This window comes from Rhodanobacter glycinis (genome assembly GCF_900114325.1).
Taxonomy (GTDB): Bacteria; Pseudomonadota; Gammaproteobacteria; order Xanthomonadales; family Rhodanobacteraceae; genus Rhodanobacter_A; species Rhodanobacter_A glycinis.
On sequence record NZ_FOSR01000002.1, the window covers coordinates 36818 to 59198 of the forward strand.

20 protein-coding genes and 1 riboswitch are annotated in these 22381 nt (G+C 67.5%); of the genes, 10 read left to right on the forward strand and 10 right to left on the reverse strand.

Going from position 1 to position 22381, the window contains the following annotated elements; all coding sequences use genetic code 11:
* Positions 1-53 precede the first annotated feature (53 nt).
* Positions 54-148, reverse strand: a riboswitch (TPP riboswitch).
* Between the two features lie 146 nt (positions 149-294).
* Positions 295-945 (reverse strand): TetR/AcrR family transcriptional regulator, encoded by a 651-nt coding sequence (locus BMY90_RS02520; protein ID WP_008210106.1) that lies wholly within the window; start codon positions 943-945, stop codon positions 295-297.
* A gap of 83 nt (positions 946-1028) precedes the next feature.
* Here BMY90_RS02520 and BMY90_RS02525 point away from each other — a divergent pair, with 83 nt between their 5' ends.
* The 3 genes from BMY90_RS02525 to BMY90_RS02535 all read left to right on the forward strand — a co-directional run bounded on the left by BMY90_RS02525 (position 1029) and on the right by BMY90_RS02535 (position 3539).
* Complete coding sequence (locus tag BMY90_RS02525) at positions 1029-1379, forward strand: hypothetical protein (protein ID WP_092701168.1); 351 nt, start codon at positions 1029-1031, stop codon at positions 1377-1379.
* 134 nt (positions 1380-1513) lie between these two features.
* Entirely contained in the window at positions 1514-2173 is a 660-nt protein-coding gene (locus BMY90_RS02530; RefSeq protein WP_092701171.1) for a protein-L-isoaspartate O-methyltransferase family protein, read from the forward strand.
* 31 nt (positions 2174-2204) lie between these two features.
* A complete protein-coding gene (locus BMY90_RS02535; protein WP_008210111.1) occupies positions 2205-3539 on the forward strand; it encodes a TolC family outer membrane protein in 1335 nt (444 codons plus the stop codon).
* 111 nt (positions 3540-3650) lie between these two features.
* Here the strand turns inward: BMY90_RS02535 and waaA are convergent, their stop codons facing one another.
* A complete protein-coding gene (gene waaA, locus BMY90_RS02540) occupies positions 3651-4955 on the reverse strand; it encodes a lipid IV(A) 3-deoxy-D-manno-octulosonic acid transferase (protein ID WP_172624099.1) in 1305 nt (434 codons plus the stop codon).
* A gap of 72 nt (positions 4956-5027) precedes the next feature.
* On the opposite strand from waaA, the gene lpxL reads away from it, so the two are divergent.
* Complete coding sequence (lpxL, locus tag BMY90_RS02545) at positions 5028-5945, forward strand: LpxL/LpxP family Kdo(2)-lipid IV(A) lauroyl/palmitoleoyl acyltransferase (RefSeq protein WP_008210117.1); 918 nt, start codon at positions 5028-5030, stop codon at positions 5943-5945.
* Between the two features lie 97 nt (positions 5946-6042).
* Positions 6043-6978, forward strand: coding sequence for a VirK/YbjX family protein (locus BMY90_RS02550; RefSeq protein WP_092701173.1), 936 nt, complete (start codon positions 6043-6045; stop codon positions 6976-6978).
* On the opposite strand, the gene BMY90_RS02555 is transcribed toward BMY90_RS02550, so the two are convergent.
* The 7 genes from BMY90_RS02555 to BMY90_RS02585 form a co-directional block, all read right to left on the reverse strand.
* Positions 6964-7734 carry a glycosyltransferase family 2 protein gene (locus BMY90_RS02555; protein ID WP_092701175.1) on the reverse strand — a complete coding sequence of 257 codons (771 nt, stop codon included), beginning with the start codon at positions 7732-7734 and terminating at the stop codon, positions 6964-6966. The two genes, BMY90_RS02550 and BMY90_RS02555, sit on opposite strands and share 15 nt — an antisense overlap.
* Positions 7724-9049, reverse strand: coding sequence for an O-antigen ligase family protein (locus BMY90_RS02560; RefSeq protein ID WP_092701178.1), 1326 nt, complete (start codon positions 9047-9049; stop codon positions 7724-7726). Before BMY90_RS02560 ends, BMY90_RS02555 begins: the two co-directional genes overlap by 11 nt.
* Before the next feature lie 92 nt (positions 9050-9141).
* A complete protein-coding gene (locus tag BMY90_RS02565; RefSeq protein ID WP_037098876.1) occupies positions 9142-10266 on the reverse strand; it encodes a glycosyltransferase in 1125 nt (374 codons plus the stop codon).
* A 97-nt stretch (positions 10267-10363) separates the two neighbouring features.
* Positions 10364-10573 carry a zinc-finger domain-containing protein gene (locus BMY90_RS02570; RefSeq protein ID WP_092701181.1) on the reverse strand — a complete coding sequence of 70 codons (210 nt, stop codon included), beginning with the start codon at positions 10571-10573 and terminating at the stop codon, positions 10364-10366.
* Positions 10574-10750: 177 nt separating this feature from the next.
* Positions 10751-11335 carry a YceI family protein gene (locus BMY90_RS02575; RefSeq protein ID WP_008209432.1) on the reverse strand — a complete coding sequence of 195 codons (585 nt, stop codon included), beginning with the start codon at positions 11333-11335 and terminating at the stop codon, positions 10751-10753.
* A gap of 14 nt (positions 11336-11349) precedes the next feature.
* Complete coding sequence (locus BMY90_RS02580; protein ID WP_092701184.1) at positions 11350-12063, reverse strand: MgtC/SapB family protein; 714 nt, start codon at positions 12061-12063, stop codon at positions 11350-11352.
* A gap of 4 nt (positions 12064-12067) precedes the next feature.
* A complete protein-coding gene (locus BMY90_RS02585; RefSeq protein WP_008213881.1) occupies positions 12068-12661 on the reverse strand; it encodes a malonic semialdehyde reductase in 594 nt (197 codons plus the stop codon).
* Between the two features lie 131 nt (positions 12662-12792).
* On the opposite strand from BMY90_RS02585, the gene BMY90_RS02590 reads away from it, so the two are divergent.
* Entirely contained in the window at positions 12793-13791 is a 999-nt protein-coding gene (locus BMY90_RS02590) for a mitochondrial fission ELM1 family protein (protein ID WP_092701187.1), read from the forward strand.
* A gap of 49 nt (positions 13792-13840) precedes the next feature.
* Here BMY90_RS02590 and glnE read toward each other — a convergent pair whose 3' ends face one another.
* On the reverse strand, positions 13841-16690 hold the full coding sequence (gene glnE, locus BMY90_RS02595) for a bifunctional [glutamate--ammonia ligase]-adenylyl-L-tyrosine phosphorylase/[glutamate--ammonia-ligase] adenylyltransferase (RefSeq protein ID WP_092701190.1): 2850 nt from the start codon (positions 16688-16690) through the stop codon (positions 13841-13843).
* 189 nt (positions 16691-16879) lie between these two features.
* Between glnE and BMY90_RS02600 the strand changes: the two genes are divergently transcribed.
* From BMY90_RS02600 to BMY90_RS02615, 4 genes are all read left to right on the forward strand, one after another.
* The gene (locus tag BMY90_RS02600; protein ID WP_092701193.1) at positions 16880-18706 is read left to right on the forward strand and encodes an assimilatory sulfite reductase (NADPH) flavoprotein subunit; all 1827 of its coding nucleotides are present in this window, start codon (positions 16880-16882) and stop codon (positions 18704-18706) included.
* Positions 18707-18776: 70 nt separating this feature from the next.
* The gene (gene cysI, locus BMY90_RS02605) at positions 18777-20480 is read left to right on the forward strand and encodes an assimilatory sulfite reductase (NADPH) hemoprotein subunit (protein ID WP_092701196.1); all 1704 of its coding nucleotides are present in this window, start codon (positions 18777-18779) and stop codon (positions 20478-20480) included.
* Positions 20477-21184, forward strand: coding sequence for a phosphoadenylyl-sulfate reductase (locus BMY90_RS02610; protein WP_092701199.1), 708 nt, complete (start codon positions 20477-20479; stop codon positions 21182-21184). Before cysI ends, BMY90_RS02610 begins: the two co-directional genes overlap by 4 nt.
* A 5-nt stretch (positions 21185-21189) precedes the next feature.
* Positions 21190-21744 (forward strand): bifunctional sulfate adenylyltransferase/adenylylsulfate kinase, encoded by a 555-nt coding sequence (locus BMY90_RS02615; RefSeq protein ID WP_175481479.1) that lies wholly within the window; start codon positions 21190-21192, stop codon positions 21742-21744.
* Positions 21745-22381 lie beyond the last annotated feature (637 nt).

Consider the following 22381-nt stretch of genomic DNA (forward strand, 5'->3'; position numbering starts at 1 on the left):
CGGTTTGCGCGAGGATTCGCGCACAGAAGCGACGGCACCGGACACACGGATGGACTCCGTGCATCGAAGCTCCCTACACCGGTACTAACCGGATCAGGTTCGAAGGGACTCTCTCAGCCGACTGCCGCCGGCACCCCCGCTCCAAGCCACCATTCAAGCATGAAAGCACCGGGATAATCGAGTGCGGCCACCCGAACCGGCGGCGGCAATGCCATCAAGTGATTCGGGCGCGGCTGACGCTTGAAAGCCCGCGGCAGGCGAGCCACCGCGACGACCACGCCACCCGCCAGTCAATCAGCGCGGCTGATAAGCGCGCAGGAACATGTCCACGCCGGCGCGCGCATTGGCCTCGATTTCCGCGGCGTAACTTTCGTCGCACTCCACGCAACCGAACATGCGCCGCATCATCAGGTTGCCCTTGATCAGCGCCATGAATTGCACGGCGGCACGCGGCACGTCGGCAATCTCCAGTTGGCCAGCGTCAACCGAGTGTTGCAGCAGGCGTTCCATCAGGGCGTGCGTACGCATCGAGCCCTCTTCCCACATCAGCCGGCCGTAACGGGGATTGCCCTGGCGACAATCGCTGAGGATGGCGCGGAAGGTGCCGACGGTCTGCCGGTCGCAGTCGAGGCTGGCATGTGCCTGCGCCACGCGCAGCAAGGTCTCGCGAACGTCGGCGGCGGGTTCGAAGCGGTAGGTGTCTTCCGGCAGCAGATCCTGGATATGCGAACGGATCACTTCGCGGAACAGGTTGTCCTTGTCGCCGAAGTGGCTGTAGACGGTGAGCTTGGACACCCCGGCCTCGGCCGCGACGGCATCCATGCTGGTGCCGGCGAAGGCGTTGTGGATGAACAGCGACTTGGCCGCTTCAAGAATAGCCGCCCGCTTCTCCATGTCCTTGGGGCGGCCGGGCCCGTGCGGCTTGGTTTGCGGGATCGAGTTCATGGAAGCACCTTCACAAATCGGGGATTCGACTTTATTATACGGCAGAGTTCAATTATTTGCTGAACGCTACCCACTACGTATTTATGGCCACTGCCGCAGAACTTGTCCTCAGCGCAACCTATCGCGAAGCCCAGCGTACACTGGCCGCATGGTTGGAGCGCAACCACCGCGAAGCGCGACGCACTGCCTTTGCCGCGCGCGCCGCTGTCGCGGGCCTGACCGCCGTCGAGCGGCACCGTCTCGCGCGCTGGCTGGCATGGTTGTGTGCCTCGACCGGGCAGCGCGGTGCCGCGCCGCTGGTGCGCATCCATCATCTCGATGGCGCCCTGGGCGATGCCACGGCCGCCGCAGTGACCCAGCTTCCCGGTGGTTTCGCGCCAGCCCGCAGCCTTCCGCGCGAGCATTGGAGCATGCCCACGCGGCTGGGGGCATGACTTGCGTCAGGTCGCCGCGATGACTTCCGGCACTTCGTGCGGCCCCGGTCAGGCCGCAGGCTAGTCATTGTCGGGACAGGTCACAAACCCTTATCCTATCTGACCTTTTTCGATCCGTACGGGACATGAGCACAATGGCGATGAACTTCGATCAGGCGCGAATCAACATGGTGGAAAACCAGGTGCGCCCCTGGGAAGTGCTCGATGCCCGCGTGCTCGAGGTGCTCGGCCGCGTGCGCCGCGAGGATTTCGTTGCCACCGAACACCAGCAACTGGCCTTCGCCGACCTGTGCCTGCCGCTGGGCCATGGCGAAGTGATGATGAAGCCGGTGGTGGAAGGTCGCGTACTGCAGGCACTGGAGTTGAAGCCGGAGGATCGCGTGCTGGAAATCGGCACCGGCTCGGGTTTCCTTGCCGCCTGCATGGCCAGCCTGGCCGGCTCGGTGGTCAGCGTGGACATGCATGCCGACTTCACCGCCACGGCCGGTGAGCGCCTGCGCGCGGCCGGCATCGGCAACGTCGAGCTGGCGACCGGCGAAGCCGTCATCGAGTGGCAGCCGCAAGGCCAGTTCGATGTTGTGGTGGTCACCGGAGCGGTGTCCAGCGTTCCCGAACGTTTCTTCGGCTGGCTCAAGCCCGGCGGCCGTCTGCTGGCCGTGCGCGGCGAATCGCCGGCGCAACAGGCCGTACTGATCACCCGCGAAGGCGAAGGCCGTTTCCGCGAGGAAACCCTGTTCGAGACCGACCTGCCGTACCTTGCCCACGCCAAACCGCCCCGCCCCTTCGTTTTCTGATTTCCGATCCCCGACCCCACGAGGCGAACCCATGCGCTTGAAGCTTCTGACCCTTGCCCTGACCCTGGCTGCAGTGTCCCTGCCCAGCCATGGCGAGGACCTGATGGACGCATACCGTCAAGCGCGTGCCAACGACCCCGTGCTGGCGCAGGCCGATGCGCAGCGCCTGGGCACCCATGAAGGCATCAACCAGGCACGCTCGGCGCTGCTGCCGCAGATTTCGGCCGGCGCCAAGCTCAGCCAGGCCAGCTCGGGCGGTTCGTTCAACGCCGGCCTGGAAGGTGATGGCCGCGGCCACACGCGTGATCGCAGCATCTCCGCCACGCTGACCCAGAGCGTGTTCAACCTCAGCCAGATCGCCAACCTGCGCGCCGCCCATTCCAGCGCCAGCGCGCAGGACGAGCTGTATGCCGCGGCCGAGCAGAATCTCTACGTCCGCGTGGCCACGGCCTACTTCAACGTGCTGACGGCGGAGGATCAGCTGTCCTACGCCCAGGCCAACGAGGACGCGTACAAGCAGCAGTACGAGCAGGCCGACCAGCGCTTCAAGGTCGGTCTCTCGGCGATCACCGACGTCTACCAGGCCAAGTCCTACTACGAAGGCGCCAAGGCCCAGACGCTGGGTGCCCAGAACACCCTGGACGATGCGCGCGAGGCGCTGACCCAGATCACCGGCAAACCGGTAGGGACGCTGAAAAAGCTGCGCGACGAGCTGCCGTTGAAGGCCCCGGTGCCGGCCGATCCGACGGCATGGGTGCAGAAGGCCCTGCAGAACAACCCCAACGTGTTGTCGCAGCAGGACAACGTCGCCGCCGCCGACCACAGCATCAACGCCGCCCGCGCCGGCCACCTGCCCACGCTCAGCGCCTCGCTGTCGCGCGGTAAGGACACCACCTGGCTCGAACACGGCTCTGCCGCCGGCATCGCCGGCAACGGCCGCTACGGCACCACCGTCGGCCTGACCCTGACCGTGCCGATCTTCTCCGGTGGCTACACGCAGTCCGTGGTGCGCCAGTCGATCGACCAGCGCGATTCGGCGCAGGACTCGCTGGAAAGCCAGCGTCGCCAGGTCCGCCGTGCCACGCTCAACTACTACCGCTCCGTGCTCGCCGGGATCAGCCAGGTGCAGTCGGGCAAGGCCGCGGTGGAATCCGGCGAGAAGGCGCTGGACGCCACTCGCGCCGGCTTCCAGGTCGGCACGCAGACCATGACCGACGTGCTGCTGGCGATCCAGACCCTGACCTCGGCCGAGAGCACCTACTCGCAGAACCGCCACCAGTTCATCCTGGACAAGCTGCTGCTGGAACAGGCTGCCGGCACCGCCGACCTCAAGGATCTGGAAAAGATCAACGCACTGCTGCAGTAAGTCGCTGGCGCGCATCGCGCCGCCTCGACGTTGCAACGAAACAGGCCGGGCGCAAGCCCGGCCTGTTTCGTTGTGGCGCGGCCCTTCCGGCCGCCCTGCCGGAAGCGACGGCTATTCCTCCAGCAAGCCATCCACCAGCCGCATCACCCGACCCACGGCACCGCGCTCGCTGTCGAACACCATCCGCGCGCGTCGCCCCATGCGTTCGCGCCGCGCGCGATCGCTCAGCAGGCCCAGCACCTTGGCGGCAAGATCGGGGCCATCGGCCACGCGCTCGCCGCCGCCTTCACGGACCAGGGTCAACGTGATCTCCTCGAAGTTGTAGGTGTTCGGGCCTACCAGCACGGGCCGCGACAAGGCCGCCGGCTCCAGCACGTTGTGCCCCCCGATCGACGCCAGGCTGCCGCCCACGAAGGCCACGTCGGAAGCGGCGAAGAACGGCATCAACTCGCCCATCGAATCGATCACGAAGACCCGGTGCGCGACACCGGGCACGCCGTCGGCGCTGCGCGAGGCGGTGGCGAAGCCGAGGCCGCGCGCCGCATGCTCGACCATCCGGAAACGCTCGGGGTGCCGTGCCGCGATCAGCAACAACGCATCCGGCAGGCGTTCGAGCACCTTCAGGTGCGCCTCCAGTGCGGCCTGCTCCTCGCCTTCGTGCGTGCTGGCGGCAATCCACACCGGCCGCAATCGTCCCCACCCCTGGCGCAACTCCTCGCCAATGCGCACCGCATCGTACGGCACCGGCATGTCGAACTTCAGGTTGCCGCTGATCGTGATCAGTTCGGGATCGGCGCCCAGCAGGCGATAGCGCGCCGCATCGGTGCGCGATTGCGCCGCCACCCGCACACCACGCAACGCCGAGCGCAACAACGGCATCAAGGGTCTGTAGCCGCGCAGCGAGCGTTCGGACAGGCGCGCATTGACGATCATCAGCGGAATCCCGCGCCCGCGGCAGGCAAAATACAGGTTCGGCCAGATCTCGGTCTCCACGATCAGCGCCAGACGGGGGCGCAGGCGTTGCAGGAAGCGCTCCACCGCGAATGGCAGGTCGTAGGGCAGGTAGACGTGGAACACCTCGTCGCCGAACAGCTGGTGCACGCGCGCCGAGCCGGTCGGCGTCACCGTGGTCACCACCAGCGGCGCGTGCGGATAATCCGCGCGCAACGCCTTGACCAGCGGCTCGGCAGCATTCACCTCGCCCACCGACACCGCATGCACCCACAGGCAGCCGGGCATTCCCGCCGGTGGCTCGAACACACCGAAGCGTTCCGGCCAGCGCCGGTGGTAGTTGCCATAGCGCATGCCCCGCGTCAGCAGCCGCAACACGATCAACGGCGTGACCAGGTACATCACCAGTATGTAGAGATAGCGCAACACGAACTCCCTGACTGACGCGGCAGTATACGAGAGCATGCCTGCGGGGCCAGATCCGGCGCGTTCTCGTCCCGCTTTGCCGCCTCCACTACAATGGGGCCGATGCCCGGCATGCCACGCCCCACCTTCTCCCGTTCCCTGCTCGCCCCGCGTCACTGGCCGGCCTGGCTGGGCGTGGGCGCGCTGCACCTGATCGCCCGCCTGCCGCGACCCGCGCTGATGGGATTGGGGCGACTGCTCGGCGCCATCGTGCAACGCTTTCCGTCGCCACGCCGGCGCATCGCCGAAGCCAACATCGCGCTGTGTTTCCCCGAGCTGGATGCCGCTGCCCAGGCCGCCCTGGTCGACGCCCACCTGCGCGACATCGGCCTGATGATGGTGGAATTCGCACTCGGCTGGATGGGTTCGAAGCGCGCCATCGCCCGCACGCCAATCACCCTCGAGGGCTTGGAGCACCTGGAAGCCGCCCGCGCCGAGGGTCGCGGCGTGCTGCTGGTTGGCGGTCACTTCTCGCACCTGGAGCTGTGCGCCCGGCTGGTCTCGCAGCGCATCCGCATCGCCGGCATGTATCGGCGCATGGACTCGACCGTGTTCGAATGGGCCGTGTTGCGCGCGCGCCTGGACTACGCCGATGCGATGTTTGACAAGGACGACATCCGGGGCACCGTGAAGTACCTGCGCAGCGGCGGTACGCTGTGGTACGCGCCGGACCAGGACATGCGCAGCAAGGACAACGTGTTCGTGCCGTTCTTCGGAATCCCGGCGGCCACCATCACCGCCACCCACCACCTGGCACGCATGGGCAACGCCGTGGTGATCCCGTTCTTCCATCGCCGCCTGCCCGGCAATGCCGGCTACGCATTGCGTCTGGGTGCCCCTCTGGAAAACCTGCCCAGCGCCGACGTGCTGGATGACACCGCCCGCGTCAACGCCTGCATCGAGCAGATGGCGCGCGCCGCCCCCGAGCAATACCTGTGGGTGCACAAGCGCTTCAAGACCCGGCCGGAAGGCGCACCGGACGTGTATTGAAATACTGAACCGCTGATGACCCCGCGTTGCCCGTGACAGGCCAGCGTCAGCGTCGACCGCTAGAAAGTGCGACAGGCCCATGGAGGTGCCATCCCCAATGTCGCTACCGTATTTCCGCCGTTCACTGCATGCCCGCCGCGATTGGAGTGGCGGCCTGGTCAAGCGCGCCCTGACGGCATCCAAGTATGTATTCCGCTGTGCCCTGCACTGGCGGCACCAATCCGCATGGTTGCGATTCCTGCATGAGACGCCGCGCATGTCGGCCATGCTCCCGCACGACTCGCGCCTGCACGAAAGGCCGCTGCACGCCTACATCAACCGCTTGCTCCCGCTGGCGCGTCGCTACGCCATCATCGAAAGCCACTACCGTTATCTCCTGGCGCATTGGCCTGCGCACCTGATCGATCGGGTGTACCGCGAAGGCGCGGCCTCGCTGGGTCGGCTCGTGCTCAAGAACGACAGCGTGGCCGAACTGCAGTTGCGCCGCCCGTTGGGCCGCGGCCGCGAAGGCGAGCTGGCGCTCTATCTGCTCGACGCCGAGGGGCGCCCCCTGTCGTCGGTGATCTTTACCCTTGCCGACGAAGGCCGCACCGTGTTGATCGGCTGCCTGCAAGGTGCCGCGGCCGGACTGGGACGGGAGGCCGTGCGCGAATTCACCAAGCAGGCACACGGCCTGCGCCCGAAAAACCTGCTGCTGTCGATGCTGTACGCGCTGGCCCAGGCCATCGGCGCATCGCAAATGCTCGGCGTCGGCAACCGTGCCCATCCGTTTTCGCGCAACAAGGGCAAGATCAAGGCGGACTATGACGGCTTCTGGGCCGAGTGTCTGGCCCAACCCCGCCCGGACGGCTTCCACGCCTTGCCACTGCACGAGCCCGCCCGCGACGAAAGCCTGGTGGAAAGCAAACACCGCTCGGCCTTCCGCAAGCGCGAAGCCCTGCGGCACACGGCATGCAGCCTGCTCGTCCAGGCCGTGAATGGCACCCGCCAGGACGCTGCAAACACCGAGTACGGGCCGTCAGTGGCGGCTTGACCGTGATTCGCGCCGCCGTGCCTCGTGCAGCTTGGCGTATTTCAGGAACGCGTAGAACGCGCCGGTGACGCTGGCGATGAAGCCGGCCCAGCCGTTGAGGAAATAGCGCTTCACCAGGTACTGGCGCAGGAAGAACAGCGGCGGATACAGCACCATGCGCAGGCCGGTGAAGCGCTGACCCTTGCGCAACTTGTACGCCACCATGCCCGAGGTGTAGCGGTTGATCTTTTCCACACGGGTGGCGATGTCGCCGTCGCCATCGTTGACGAAATCCGCGCGGCGCAACGTCCTGGTCGGACCGCGCACTTCCACCGCAGCATGCACGTCCACGTCGTTCATGCCGCCACGGCGGCGGTCGAACAGGCGCAAATGGCCGTTGCGATGGCTCCAGCGATGCTGCACCGTCCAGAACATCCGCTCGCGTCGCGGCAGGCGGAAACCGGCGTGCCGCGGATCGACCAGTGCCTGCTCGATCACCGCACGCGTGCCCGGTGACAGGATCTCGTCCGCATCCAGGTTGAGGATCCAGTCGTGGCTGGCCATGTCGATGACGCGCTGTTTCTGCGGGCCATAGTCGTCGAACGGGTGCGTCGCCACGCGCGCGCCGTGTCGCCGTGCAATCGCCACGGTGTCGTCGCTGGAACCCGAATCCAGCACCACGATCTCGTCGGCCCAATCCACCTCGCGCAGGCAGGCGTCCAGGGTGTCGGCATTGTTGAAGGTGATCAACACCACCGACAGCGGCTCACGCGGCATCGCGATGCTCCAAGGGAAGTGCTTTCTTGAAAAGTTCGGCATGGATGCCGGGCTCTGCTTTGCCGGCAGGGATGCCGGCAACAAACAAACCTGCACACCACAGTGCCAGCAGCCAGGCGAACAACAATCCCCACCACGCCGAATAGAAGGCCAAATGGCTGTTCAACGGGAACAGCATCACGCCCAGCGCCAACGTCGCCGGAAACGCGTGCATCCGCGCAGCCGTTCCCGCCTGACGCCACGCGCGCAGGGCCCATGCCAATCCGGCCAGCCACAGCAGCAGGCCAACCACGCCGGTGCCAGCGAGGACCTCCAGCATCCACTGGTGCGGATGGCATGCCCCCTGACCCACGCCACACGATTCGGCCACCACGAAGTGGTCGTTCGCCGGCGCGTAATGCGGATAGGCGTAGCGGAAGCCACGCACGCCCACGCCATTGAACGGATGCGCCGCGATCATCCGCGCGCTGACCCGCCAGATGTCCAGCCGTCCGGTCAACGCCGCATTCAGGCCTTGCTCGCCGCCATGGAACACGTCCAGCGTGCGCTGCATGCGGGCATCGAAACGCGCCGACGTCTTCCACGCCACGCCACCCGCCAGCACCAGCAGCACGGCACCAGCGGCGCACAACCCGAGGAAGCGCCGTGTCGTGCCGGCCTCGCGCCAGGCAAACGCCAGCGCCACCAGCGCGTAACACAGCCACGCCGAGCGCGAGCCGGCCAGCAACACCGGCCCCAGCAACAGCAGGAACGCCACCAGCAAGCCGCGCCCGCCCCAACGCATCCGCGCCGCCCACAGCGCGAACGGCGACAGCACGGCCAGCGTGGGGCCGAACTTCAGATCATTGCCGAACAGGCCGGTGAGGTATTCGCCGGTGGCCACACCACGCGGACTCCAGCCCGTCACGATCTGCAGCCACGCCACCAGCACCCACAACGCCAGCACCACGGCCACGCCGGCGTACAGCGCATACAGGCGATCGGTGCGACGAATCACCAGGCAGGCGTACAGTCCCAGCGGCACATAGCGCAGCAGACCGGCCACGCTGGACCAGCTTTTGGCCGGCGCCACCGCGTCGAACGCCGACCACAGCGCCGCCCCGACATACGCGGCCAGCAATACCAGCAGCAGGGTGGCCCCGCGCCGGTCGCGCCACGGCGCCATCCCATGCCGGCACTGCCACAGCAGGCCGATCAGGCACAGCAAGGTGCCCAGCTCGGCGCTACGCCCGAACGGCAGCAGTGCTACCACCAGCCAAAACGGCGTCAGCGGCGAGCACAGGATGGCCCTGGACGTGGCGGCGAAGGAAGTCATGCGGAGCCCGAATGAGATACCCGGGCATTGTAGGGGAGCTACTCAGCGTGCACGTCGCGCCGAAGCCGGTAGCCTGGCAAGCGGATACCGACTCAGCCGGCCACGTCGGTATACAAGGCCAGCACGGCGGCCTGCATGTCGTCCAGACGGTAGCTCTGCAGCGGCGCGATCGGTGGCGCCACGCGCAACAGCTCGGCGGCGCGTTCCACCAGCCGCTCGCGATCGCCCGGTACCACGCGGCCGGCGGGGTACAGTTCGGCCAGCAATTCACCCACGCCACCGTGCGCATAGCCCAGCACCGGACGGCACAGCGACAAGGCCTCGACCACGGTGCGACCGAACGATTCGGGCTTGTTCGACAACTGCAGGATCAGTGCCGAAGTCGCGTAGATATCGCGCACGTCGGTGCGCGGCGGCGTCATCACCACCTTGTCGGCGACATCGCAGGCATGCACCAGATCCTGCAGTTCCCGGGCATAAGCCTCGCGGCCGGGCTCGATCACGCCCAGCAGCAGCAGGCGCGTGTCGATGCCACGGTGCTTTAGCGCCGCGACCAGCTCGATCGCATCGTGGTGCCCCTTCAGCCGCGTGCCGCGCGCCGGCAGCGTCAGCAGCGGCGCGCCCGCCAGGCTCGGATACTCGTTGAAGAAGGCCTTGCGCCAGGCATCATCCGGGCGATGACCATAGGGAAACGCCTCCGGGTCGATGCCACGCGGAATCACCTTCACGCGGGCCGGATCGAGCCACGAATAATGGCTCAGCACGTAATCGCGCAAGGTCTGCGACACCACCACCACGCGCTCGCCGCGCAGCAGGATCGCGCTATAGGAGCCGGGCGAGTTCAGCCCGTGCACGGTGGTGACGAAGTGCGGCCGCGGCGTCAGGCCGCGAATCGCCCACCAGCCCAGCCATGCGGGCAGGCGCGAGCGCGCGTGCACGACGTCGGGCTTCAGTTCGCGCAACGTACGACGCAGCGCGCCGATCCGCCCCAGGGTACGCAGGGATTTGCGGCCGATATCCAGCGTGATGTGTTCGCTGCCTTCGGCTTCCAGCTGGCTGGCCAGCCGCCCGCCGGCCGAAATCACCACCGAGCGATGTCCCGCCTGCACCAGCGCGCGCGCCACTTCCAGCGCCGAACGCTCCGCGCCGCCTGAATGCAGCGCGGGCAGCAGCTGGACAACGGTCAGCGTTCGGATAGGCGTGGCCATGATCGACATCGGCCCCTGATTGAACATCTTCATCCCTGAACACAAGCAGTAATCGTGCCGTCACGCCCGTCAGTTCGGCGCAAGCCGTGCGTCGACCCGGTCGGGATCAGTCGCGCAGCGTGTAATGCGCGCCACAGTAAGGACAAGTGCTCTCGCCGCCGTCATCGACGATCGGCAGATAGACCTTCGGGTGGGCATTCCACAGGGCCATGCCGGGCATCGGGCAGGACAACGGAAGATCCGCGCGCGTCACTTCGTAACGATTTTCGGCACTTGCCGGGATCGGCTTTGCTGCCGCGGGAAGAGGACCCGACATGGGCTGGGCTCCGAACAGGACTGGGGCCGACGATCATAGCAGGCCGAGGCCTTCGCCAGCGCCCCGTGGCAGGCCTCGGATGGCTACCCGAGCCCGGAAAGACACTCGCCGGACCTGGCAACGCGAAGGCCCGCATCGTCGCCGACACGGGCCTTCGGAAACCGCCAGGTACCAGCCTTACTTCGCCTTCGGCACCGAGCCCTCAGTGGTGATGCGCAACTGGATCTCGTTGCTGACCATCGGCACGTAGGCGCCCACGCCGAAGTCCTTGCGCATCAGCGTGCCGGTGGCATCGAAGCCGATCGACTGCGCCTTGCTCATCGGGTGCGGGCCCACCTTGTTCAAGGTGGCATCCAGCGTCACCGGCCGGGTCACGCCGTGCACGGTGAGGTTGCCGGTGACCTTGAAATGGGTCGCGTCCACCGGCTGCACGCGGGTGCTCTTGAAGGTGATCACCGGATACTTCGCGGCATTGAAGAAGTCCGCTTCCTTCAGGTGCTTGTCCAGCGCCGGCACGTGGGTATCGAGCAGGCTCATCGGCATGCTCACGTCGACCGACGACTTGGCCGGATCCTGCGCGTCATACACCAGCGTGCCTGCGGAGATGCCCATGTCGGCGGTGGGATGGGAATAGCCGAAGTGGCTCCAGCTGAACAGCACCATGGTGTGGCTCGGGTCCAGCTTGTAGGTCACCGGTGCGGCCTGCACCGACAACGCGGCACCGAGCAACCCGGCCAGAAGTACATAACGAAGCGTGCGCATGGGAATCTCCAGAACTAATCAGCGGGGGGATGCACCGTGCCCGGTGCGGGTTCGAGCAGCACGGCCTGCAAGCCTTCCAGCTTGCGCAATTCCTCGGCCAGTGCCAGCAATTGGGTGTCGCGCACGGCGGTATCGAACAGCAGGTCCAGACGGTCCTCGCCATCCTCGTGCCGGCGCAGGATCATCTTGCGCAGTGGCAGATGCTGGCGGGCGACCAGCGCCTCCACCGCCGCCAGCGGGGCCGCGGCTCCCAATCGCAGGCGCAACCGCGGCACGCCACGCAGGCGACGCGCGAACAGGCGTCGCTCCAGCGGCTTCAGCGCGGCCAGGATCAGCCAGATCACCGCCGTGGCCATCGCCGCCGCCAGATACAGACCGCTGCCGGCAGCCAGGCCGATCGCCGCGGTAGCCCACAAGCCGGCCGCCGTGGTCAGGCCACGCACCACCTGTTCGCGTTGCAGGAACAAGATGGTGCCGGCGCCGAGAAAGCCGATGCCGCTGACCACCTGCGCCGCGATGCGCGACGGATCGAGCACCACGTGCTCATGCATCAGCACATCGTTGAAACCGAACGCCGACACGATCATCGCCAGCGCCGCGCCCACGCTCACCAGCATGTGCGTGCGCATGCCGGCGGCCCACTCGTGGCGTTCGCGATTGATGCCGATGACCGCGCCAAGCACGGCCGCCAGCGCCAGGCGCCACAGCATGTCGAGTGGGCTGATCATCGACTCATTCGACCCGGCAGGCCTCGTCGAACGTCAGCCGCGGGCTGCGCGGGAACAGGTCGCGGCTGGCATCGCCGTAGCCGATATTGATCATGAAATTGGAGCGGATCTGCGTGCCGGCGAAGAACGCCGCGTCCACGCCGGCGTTGTCGAAGCCGGACATCGGCCCGCAATCCAGCCCGATCGAGCGGGCGGCCAGCATCAGGTAAGCGCCCTGCAGCGAGGCATTGCGAAACGCGGTGATGTCGATCAGCGGCTGGTTGCCGTCGAACCAGCTCTTCGCATCCGCATGCGGGAACAGCTGCGGCAGCTTCTCGTGGAAGGCGTGGTCGGTGGCGACGATCGCGTTCACCGGTGCCGCCATGGTCTTGGCGCGGTTGCCGTCGGACATCAGCGGCGACAGCTTTTCCTTGGCCGCCTTCGACTTCACGAACACCACCCGCATCGGCGACGAGTTGGCGCTGGTCGGGCCGAACTTGGCCAGATCGTAGAGCTGGTGCAGTTGCTCGTCGCTGACGTCCTTGGGCAGCCACGCATTGAAGGTGCGGGCTTCGCGGAACAACTGGTCGAGGGCGGTATCGGAAAGCAACTCGCTCATGGGTATCCTTTGCTGGCTTGGCGTTATCGTGGCGCAACGGCACCAGTGTAAACGCAGGCGCCATCCGGCAGGGTCTCGACAGGGGAACGCAGCGTGCCATTCGCGGAAACAATGCCAGCGGTTACCTCCGCATGCTGAACCCGCGCCACGAGTGCTGGGCGATCACCGACCATGCCGCCGGCAACCAGCGCCAGGCGCTGGCGCTGGCCGAGCGGATGGACATGCCGGTACGCCATCTGGTGCTGGAACCGCGCGCGCCGTGGTCCTGGTTCGCCCCGCGCCTGCTGCCCGGCAGCGACCGCGCATTGCCGCTGGCGCAACGCGTCGCCTTCGCGCCACCGTGGCCGCGACTCGCCATCGGCTGCGGCCGCAGCGCCGCACTGTTCACGCGGATGCTGCGCGAGCTGTCCGGTGGCCGCTGCCACACCGTGCAGATCCTCGACCCGCGCATCGACCCGGCCCACTGGGATACGGTGATCGCCCCGCGCCATGATGGGCTCACCGGCCCCAATGTGCTGAACCCGCTGGGTTCGCTGAACGGGGTCGACGACGACTGGCTGGCCGATGGCCGCGAATCCTGCCCGCAATTCGACGAACTGCCGCAGCCGCGCAGCGGTGTGCTGATCGGCGGTCCACGTCGCGGCATCGCCATCGACAGCGGCTACGCCGGACGCCTCGCCGAGCGCCTGCGCGCACGCTGGCAGCACGAAGGCGGCAGCCTGCTGGTACTCGCCTCGCGGCGCACCCCCGATGCGGTCATGGACACGCTGCGTACTGCGCTCGACGGTATCCCCGGCCTGCGCTGGGCCGGCCCCGACGACGGCCGCAACCCCTACCCCGGTGTGCTCGGCTGGGCCGATCGCCTCGTCGTCACGCCCGATTCGGTGAACATGCTCAGCGAGGCCTGCGCCGTCGGTTGCCCGGTCGAGACACTGGTCGACGCGACCTTGCCGGCGAAACTGGAGCGTTTTCACCGGTCGCTGCATCAGGCCGGCCTGTTGCACGCATTGGGTGACCCTGTCCCGGCCTCGCAACCGCCATTGCGCGAAACGGCAGATATCGCGGCCCAATTACGCAAGCGCCTGGCAGCATCGGCACCCGGCCACGACGACCACCAGCCTCGGCGGTAACGATCAGGTCGGCAGACGTCCTGAGCGGGTAGACGGCCTGGCCACGCCTTCAGTCGAACGCGAAACCCAACGCACGAGTCACACCCGTCACTTCCTCGCAAAGGCCTTCCAGCGCGGCATCGCGGGGCGCGACGCGCGAACGCAGGTCCAGCGTGCAGGCCAGCGCACGTTGCAACAGCTCGGCGTGGACCCGCACCAGCGTGGCCGCTTGCGTGGCATCCAGCAGGCCGGCATCGCGACACGCCGGGATCAGCCGTGCATTGGCGGTGACGCCGAGCAATTGCGGCTGCTGCGCGGCATGTGCCAGCACCAGGCCTTGCAGGGCGAATTCGATGTCGAGCAGGGTGCCGCGGCCTTGCTTCAGATCGAGCCGAGCGGTGTCCGAACGATCACGTTCGGCGCGCCAGCGGCGACGCATCTGGCTTACCGCATCGAACACGGCGGTCGCCTCGCGTGGCACTGCCAGGATGTCGCGGCGCACCCCGGCCAGCGCGGCATTGAGCACGGCATCGCCGGCCACCGGCCGCGCGCGCAACAGCGCCTGGTGCTCCCACGTCCATGCCCGGCTTTGCTGGTAGGCGATGAAGGCATCCAGGCTGCCGACCAGCAGGCCCTTGGAACCATCCGGGCGCAAGCGCGTATCCACTTCGTACAGTCGCCCGGCGCGGGTCTGCACGGTCAGCCAGTTCATCACGCGCTGGGCCAGCCGCTGGTACCAGCGCGAGCCTTCCAGCGGGCGCGGACCATTGCTCATCGCCTGCGTGCGCTTGCCGTCGTAGACGAACACCAGATCGAGATCGGAGGCAAAGCCCAGTTCCTCGCCGCCGAGGCTGCCGTAGCCCAGCACGGCGAAGCCGGAGCCTTCGCCCGGCAGGCGGCCGTGTTGCGTCACCAGTTCGCGCTCGGCCAGCGCGGTGACGGCAATGATCACCGATTCGGCCAGCATCGCCAGCCGTCGCGCCGTGGCGACCGCATCGGCACGACCGTCGTTGAAGGCCAGCCCCAGCCGGAACGCGATGGACGACTTGAATTCGGTGATGCGTTCCAGCTCGGCCTCGGCCTCGCGCTCGTCCAGCGTGGCCAGCACGCGGGTGAGCTCGGCGCCGATGTCGGAACGCTTCAGCGGCAGTTGCTCGATGCGCGGATCGAGCACGTCGTCCAGCAGCAGCGGCTGCGCGATCACTCGCTCGGCCAGGAAGGCGCTGTCGGCGAACAGCTTGGCCAGCCGCTTGCGCGCCGCCGGCTGCTCCTCCAGCAACGCCAGATAGGATGAACGCCGCGCCACGGCCTGGGTCAGACGGCACAGGCGCAGCAGGCACGGCACCGGCGCATCGGTGGCGCGCGCGGCGGCAAGCAACTGCGGCATCAGGCGATCGAGTCGTTCGCGCGAACGCGCCGACATGGCGCGCACCGGCGAGGCTTTCGGCAGTTTCAACAGCGCTTCGGCCGCCTCCGGCCCGGGCACGAAACCGCTGGCTTCCAGCGTGCCGGCATCCAGCTCCTCGTCGCAGGCCTGCCGCCACAAGGCGGCATCCTCGGCCGGCACGCTGGCGGTGCGGCCACCTTGCGGCATCAGCACCGCGGCGAACTCGTTGGCGACGATCTCGCGATGCTTTGCCAGCTCCTCGGCCAGCGGCTCCCATGCCGGGTAATCCAGCCCGCGCGCAATCCGCTCGCGGCTCAGCGCATCGTCCGGAATGTCGTGGGTCTGCGCGTCGCGCAGCATCTGCACGCGGTTTTCCAGCTTGCGCAGGAACACATAGGCCTCGCGCAATACCTTCGCCCGCGCCGAAGGCAGGTGGCCGCGCGCCTCGCACGCCGCCAGCGCAGGCAGCAGGCCGCGCACGCGCAGGCTCGGCTCGCGCCCACCGCGGATCAGCTGGGTCAGCTGCACGATGAATTCGATTTCGCGGATGCCGCCGGGCCCGAGCTTCAGGTTGTCGGCCAGGTCCTTGCGGACGACTTCCGCGTCGATCAGCGACTTCATTTCGCGCAAGCCGGCAAAGGCGGTGTAGTCGAGGTACTTGCGATAGATGAACGGGCGCAGCAGTTCCTGCAGCTCCTTGCCGGCGTGCTGGTCGCCGGCCACCGGGCGGGCCTTGATCCAGGCGTAGCGTTCCCAGTCGCGGCCTTCGCGCTGGTAGTACTGCTCCATCGCGCTGAACGACAACGCCAGCCGGCCGGCATTGCCGAACGGGCGCAGGCGCAGGTCGACGCGCGCGCAGATGCCGTCGGCGGTGGGTTCGTTGAGCAGGCGCACCAGTTGCCGCCCCAGCCGCACGAAGTACTCGCCGTTGTCGAGCACGCGCGCACCATCGCTCTGGCCGCCGTGCGGGTAGACCAGTACCAGGTCGATGTCGGAGGAGAAATTCAACTCGCTGCCGCCGAGCTTGCCGAAGCCGACGACGATCAGCCGCTGCACGCTGCCGTCACGGCCGCGAGCGTGGCCGAAGCGCGTCGCCAGCAGCCGTTCGGACCAGCCCAGCGCCAGCGCCAGCAAGGCCTCGTACAACACGCTGGTGGCCGACAGGGTTTCCGGCAACTCGTCCAGTCCGTTGACATCGCGAAACACCAGCCGCAGCGCCTCGGCGTGACGGAAGCGGCGCAACGCCGCCAGCGTGGGAATCTCGTCCTCCGGCAACTTCAAGGACTCGATGCGCGCCGCGGCGTCCGCATTGGAGCGCAATCGATCCAGCCCTTGCGGTGACAGCAAAGCCGGCTGGTTACGCCACACTTCGAAGGCGAAATCGCTGGCCATCAGCGTGCGCCGGATACGCTCGGCCACGCCGGCGTCGTCGTGCAACGGCACGCCGGCCGCGCGGCAACGCGCGGTCAGCTCGGCGTAACGGTCATCGATCAGGGTGCGCAAGGCGCTGGACTCGGAAGACGGCTGGGTCATGCCGTCATTATGCCGGCTCGCGCCCCTGCCCCGCTGGCCTGCCGTGCGGGCGAACGCCCTGACCGGACAGCCAGCGCCCATGAGGACCCGGCATAACCGCATGCCATCCCATCCTTTCCGGCCAGCCGAAGGCCCGCCTAGCATGCTCTTACGAATGGACGTCCAAACGCCCGCAACAAGACCATCGTCATGACCGCCGCCCCGCTTTCCCTGCTCTCCGAAGACAAGCAGCAACTGGCCAACCGCCTCGCCGAGGGGCTGGATGCGCCTTCGCTGCACTGGCTTTCGGGCTATCTCGCCGGCCTGGCCGCGCTGCGACCCATCGGCAAGGCGGCCGGCAATGAAAGCGCGCCGCGCAAGGCCGTGGACGCACAGGCGCGCCTTACCGTGCTGTACGGCAGCCAGACCGGCAACGCCAAGCGCGTGGCCGAACAGTTGGCCGAGCGTGCCACCGCGGCGGGGCTGGAGGTGCGCCTGCTGCGTGCCGATGCCTATCCACTGCAGGAGCTCAAGAAGGAACGCCTGCTGTACGCGGTAGTCAGCACCCACAGCACTGGCAACGAGGTTGAACCACCGGACGATTCGCGCGGCTTCTTCGAGCACCTCGAAAGCCGGCGCGCGCCGCGCCTGCCCGAACTCAGCTACGCCGTGCTGGCGCTGGGCGACACCAGCTACCCGGACTTCTGCGGCATCGGTCGACGCCTCGACGAACGGCTGTCAGCGCTGGGCGCCACCAGCCTGTTCGCACGTGGCGAAGCGGACGTGGATATCGAGACGGTGGCCACGCCCTGGGCCGACAACGCCCTGGAGCAGGCCCGTACCTTGTTGAAACTGGCCCCGGGCCAGCCGTCGCCTGTGCCGACCAGCGGCGTGGTGACCCCGCTGCATCCGGCCCGCCAGGCGTGGTCGCGCCAGCATCCCTTCCACGCCGAGGTGCTGGCCAACCAGCGCATCGTCGCCAGCGACAGCGGCAAGGACGTACGCCACATCGAGCTGTCGCTGGAAGGCAGCGGCCTCACCTACCAGCCCGGCGACGCGCTCGGCGTGTGGCCGACGCAGTCACCCACGCTGGTCGATGCCGTGCTGGCGACGCTGGGCCTGGATGGCAACCGGGAGGTGGATTTCAACGACGAACGCCTGCCGCTGCAGCAATGGCTCGGCCAGCGCCGCGAACTGACCGGCCTGACCCGGCCTTTCCTGATCGCACATGCCGAGCGCGGCGACCACGCTGCCCTCAAGGCCCTGCTGCAGCCCGATGCACGCGCCGAACTCGGCGCCCTGCTCGACGGCACGCCCCTGCTGGACCTGTTGCGCCGCTATCCCACCGCGTGGGACGCCGATGCCCTGGTCGCGGCGCTGCGCCCGCTGGCGCCGCGCATGTACTCCATCGCCTCCAGCCTGAAGCAGGTCGAAAACGAGGTGCACCTCACCGTCGACCGACTGCACTACCGCAGCGACGGCGAGGAGCGCTGGGGCGTGGCTTCGCATCATCTGTCCGCACTGGACGAAGGCGACACGGTACCCGTATTCATCGAAGCCAACGACCGCTTCCGGCTGCCGGCCGAGCCGTCGCGCGACATCATCATGATCGGCCCCGGCACCGGCGTGGCGCCGTTCCGCGCCTTCGTGCAGGAACGCGCCGCCGCTGGCGCCAGCGGCCGCAACTGGCTGTTCTTCGGCAACCCGTACCGGCGCACCGACTTCCTGTACCAGCTGGAATGGCAGCAGGCGCTGCGCAACGGCACGCTGAGCCGGCTCGACGTGGCGTTCTCGCGCGACCAGGCGGACAAGGTCTACGTGCAGGACCGCCTGCGCGAGCAGGGCCGCGAGTTGTGGGCGTGGTTGCAGCAGGGCGCGCACCTCTACGTCTGCGGCGATGCCAACCGCATGGCCCCCGACGTGCATGCGACCTTGCTCGACATCGCCGTGGCACACGGCGGCAAGTCGCACGAAGACGCCGAAACCTGGCTCAGATCCCTGCTGGACGAAGGCCGCTACGTCCGCGACGTGTACTGAATCCCCACTTTGCCGAAAGGCCATCACGGCCGGCGCCCAACGCCAGCCGCCTCCCCATGAAGCCCGCGCCATGACCGACAAGCCCCTTTCCGCGATGGAACAGCTCAAGGCCGACAGCCGCTACCTGCGCGGCACCATTGCCGAGAGCCTGGCCAATCGCACCACCGGTGCCATCAGCGATGACGACACCAAGCTGCTGAAGTTCCACGGCAGTTACATGCAGGACGACCGCGACCTGCGCGACGAACGCCGGCGCCAGAAACTGGAGCCGGACTACCAGTTCATGGTGCGCGTGCGCCTGCCCGGCGGCGTGCTGACGCCGCGGCAATGGCTGGACCTGGACCAGCTGGCCCGCGCCCACGCCAGCAGCGGCCTGCGCATCACCACGCGGCAGACCTTCCAGTTCCACGGCATTGCCAAGGAACATCTGCGCGACATGATCGGCGGCATCAACGACACCGGCCTGAGCACCCTGGCCGCCTGCGGCGATGACGTGCGCAACGTGATCTGCTCGGTCAACCCGCGGCTGTCCCCGGCCCACGCCGAGGCGTACGACTGGGCGCTCCGAATCATGCGCCACCTGGAGCCGCGCACTTCGGCCTACAAGGAACTGTGGGTCGACAAGCTGGAACGTACTAGCGACGGCAGCCAGGACAGCGAACCGCTGCTGGGCAAAACCTACCTGCCGCGCAAGTTCAAGATCGGCATCGCCATCCCGCCGTACAACGACATCGACGTGTTCGCGCAGGACCTGGGCCTGATCGCCATCCTCGACGAACACGGCCAGTTGGCCGGCTTCAACCTCGCCCCCGGCGGCAGCATGGGCGCGAGCGCCGGCAACCCGGCCACCTACCCGCAGCTGGGCGACCTGATCGGCTTCGTCGAACCCGGGCAGATTCTCGACGCGTGCTGGCATGCCATCGCCGTGCAACGCGATTTCGGCGACCGCGTCGAACGCCTGCATGCGCGCCTGAAGTACACCATCGACGACCGCGGCCTGGACTGGTATCGCAACGAACTGCAATCACGACTCGACTTCCCCCTGCAAGCACCGCGCGACTACCACTTCGAGCACAACGGCGACCGCTACGGCTGGACCGAAGGCAGCGACGGACGCTGGCACCTGACCCTGCAGATTCCCAGCGGTCGGCTGCTGGACACGAAAGGCCACACGCGCCAAACCGGCCTGCGCGACATCGCCCGCATGCACACCGGCGAATTCCGCATGACCTGCGACCAGAACGTGATCATCGCGGACGTGGCCGCAGCCGACCGGGCCGCCATCGATGCGCTGGTGGAACAACACGGCCTGGATGACTACAAGCGCGCCAGTGGCGTCCGCCAGCACGCCATCGCCTGCGTGGCGCTGCCGACCTGCGGCCTGGCCATGGCCGAAAGCGAACGCTATTTGCCGACCATCCTGGACCGGCTGGAAACCGTGCTGGACAAGCACGGCCTGCGCGACGAACCGATCCACTTCCGCATGTCCGGCTGCCCCAACGGCTGCTCGCGTCCGTACCTCGGCGAGATCGCCCTGATCGGCCGCGCCGTGGGCCGCTACGACCTGCGCCTGGGTGCCGATCATCGCGGCGAGCGGCTCAACGCCCTCTACCGCGAAAACATCGACGAAGCCGCCATCGTCGCCACGCTGGACGAACTGTTCGGCCGCTTCGCCAGCGAGCGGCAAGGCGATGAACGCTTCGGCGATTTCATCGCCCGCACCGGCGTGGTCGAACCGCCACGGCGCCGGCCAGCACTGGACTTCGCGTCATGAGCGTGCGGGCCGTCGACACCTCGCAGTTCGACGGCGCCGAGCGCATGCTCGAATCGCTGGATGCCGTCGAGCGCGTGCGCTGGGCGCTCGAACACCTGCCCGGCCCTTACGTGCTGTCCTCCAGTTTCGGCGCACAGGCTGCGGTCATGCTGCATCTGGTGACCCGGCAACGGCCGGACATTCCGGTCGTGGTCATCGATACCGGCTACCTGTTCCCCGAGACCTACCGCTTCATCGACCAACTCACCGAGCGACTTCAGCTCAACCTGCACGTGGCCCGTCCTTCGCTGTCGCCCGGTTGGCTCGAAGCCCGCCATGGCCAGTTGTGGAAGGACGGGCGCGACGGCATCGATCGCTACAACCGACTGGCCAAGGTGGAGCCGCTGCGCGAAGCGCTGGACCAGCTCGGCGCCGGCACCTGGTTCGCCGGCCTGCGCCGGCAACAATCGCACAGCCGCGCGGATGCCCCGGTGCTGGAGCGCCGCCATGTGCGCTGGAAGGTCCATCCCATCGCGGACTGGACCGACCGCGACGTGGGCATGTACCTCAAGCGCCACGAGCTGCCTTATCACCCGCTGTGGGACCAGGGCTACGTGTCGATCGGCGACACCCACACCACGCGCCGCTGGGAACCGGGCATGCGCGAGGAAGACACCCGCTTCTTCGGCCTCAAGCGCGAATGCGGCATTCATCTGGACGTCTGAACGCCATGCATGACCACACTCGCGAGCACGCACCGCGCTGGATTCTGCGCCCACGCCAGCAACGCTGGCTGGAACGCCTGCTGGACAACGAACTGGCTCCGTTGCACGGTTTTCTCGGCCGCGCCGACTACGACAGCGTGCTGGCCGCGATGCACCTGGCCGACGGCACGCCGTGGCCGTTCCCGGTGACACTGGACGTGGACGAAGCCTTCGCCGCCACGCTCGACGCAGGCGCGCGCATCGCGCTGTGCAGCCCGCATGGCGAACCACTCGCACGGCTCGACCTCAGCGACATCTACTACCCGGATCATTTGCGCGAGGCGCGTCTGTTGTACGGGCACATGGATCGCCGGCATCCGGCGATCGTGCAGCTGTTGCGGCATACGGGGGCGGTTTATCTGGGTGGACGGGTACACAATTGGCGCGGTGTTGCGGCACCGCGGAGGCCGCTTGATGACGCCGTTGGAACGGTGTCCTCGTCGCACGATTTGTGGGGTGGCAATGGAAGCCTCCATGCGATCGAGCCGGTGGGGGCCTGCGTGAGTCATTTGCTGCACTGACTCGCTACTGCTGCGAACTTGCCTGATCGCCAGATGGCTCGCCTGTGGCGGGCTTTTGCTCGTTCTGACGTGGTCGGTGGGTGGCTCGCCTGCGGCGGGCTTTCGAGCGCCTACCGGCGCCCGAGTTACCTCTCTTTGCTGGCCCAAAGAGACGTAACCCAGAGAAATGGCCTATGGGACCCGCCGACCCTACAAGCCTTGGCGATCGAGGTGTTTGGAACTTGCGTGGCTCTTCCTGTTACACGGGCGGCCACACCGCGCCGTCACCGAAAACTGAGGGTTAGGAAGAGCAGGGGCGTGTGGTCGAGCTTGGCGCTGTGGTGTGCGGCTTTTTCATCCCCCTTCGAGAAGCGGCGCACGGCGGAGGATCAGGCCCGCAGGGTGGCCGGCAGGGATGCCGGCCAGTTCGACGCCAGGGCAGGAAGCCCTGTCGGCGAACCCCGCAGCCGGGCGCGGACCCGCCGGCTCGTAGAGCCGGTGGGCGCGAACGCAGGGTGCCCCTCTCTTGGGTTACTTTCTCTCGGGCAAGCGAGAGAAAGTGACTCGGCCACCGGCAGGTGGTCGAAACCCCGGCACCATAGGTGACGGCAGGTTGCCGAAACCATGGGTCAAGACGCGCCGCCCGCAAGCCGTGCGC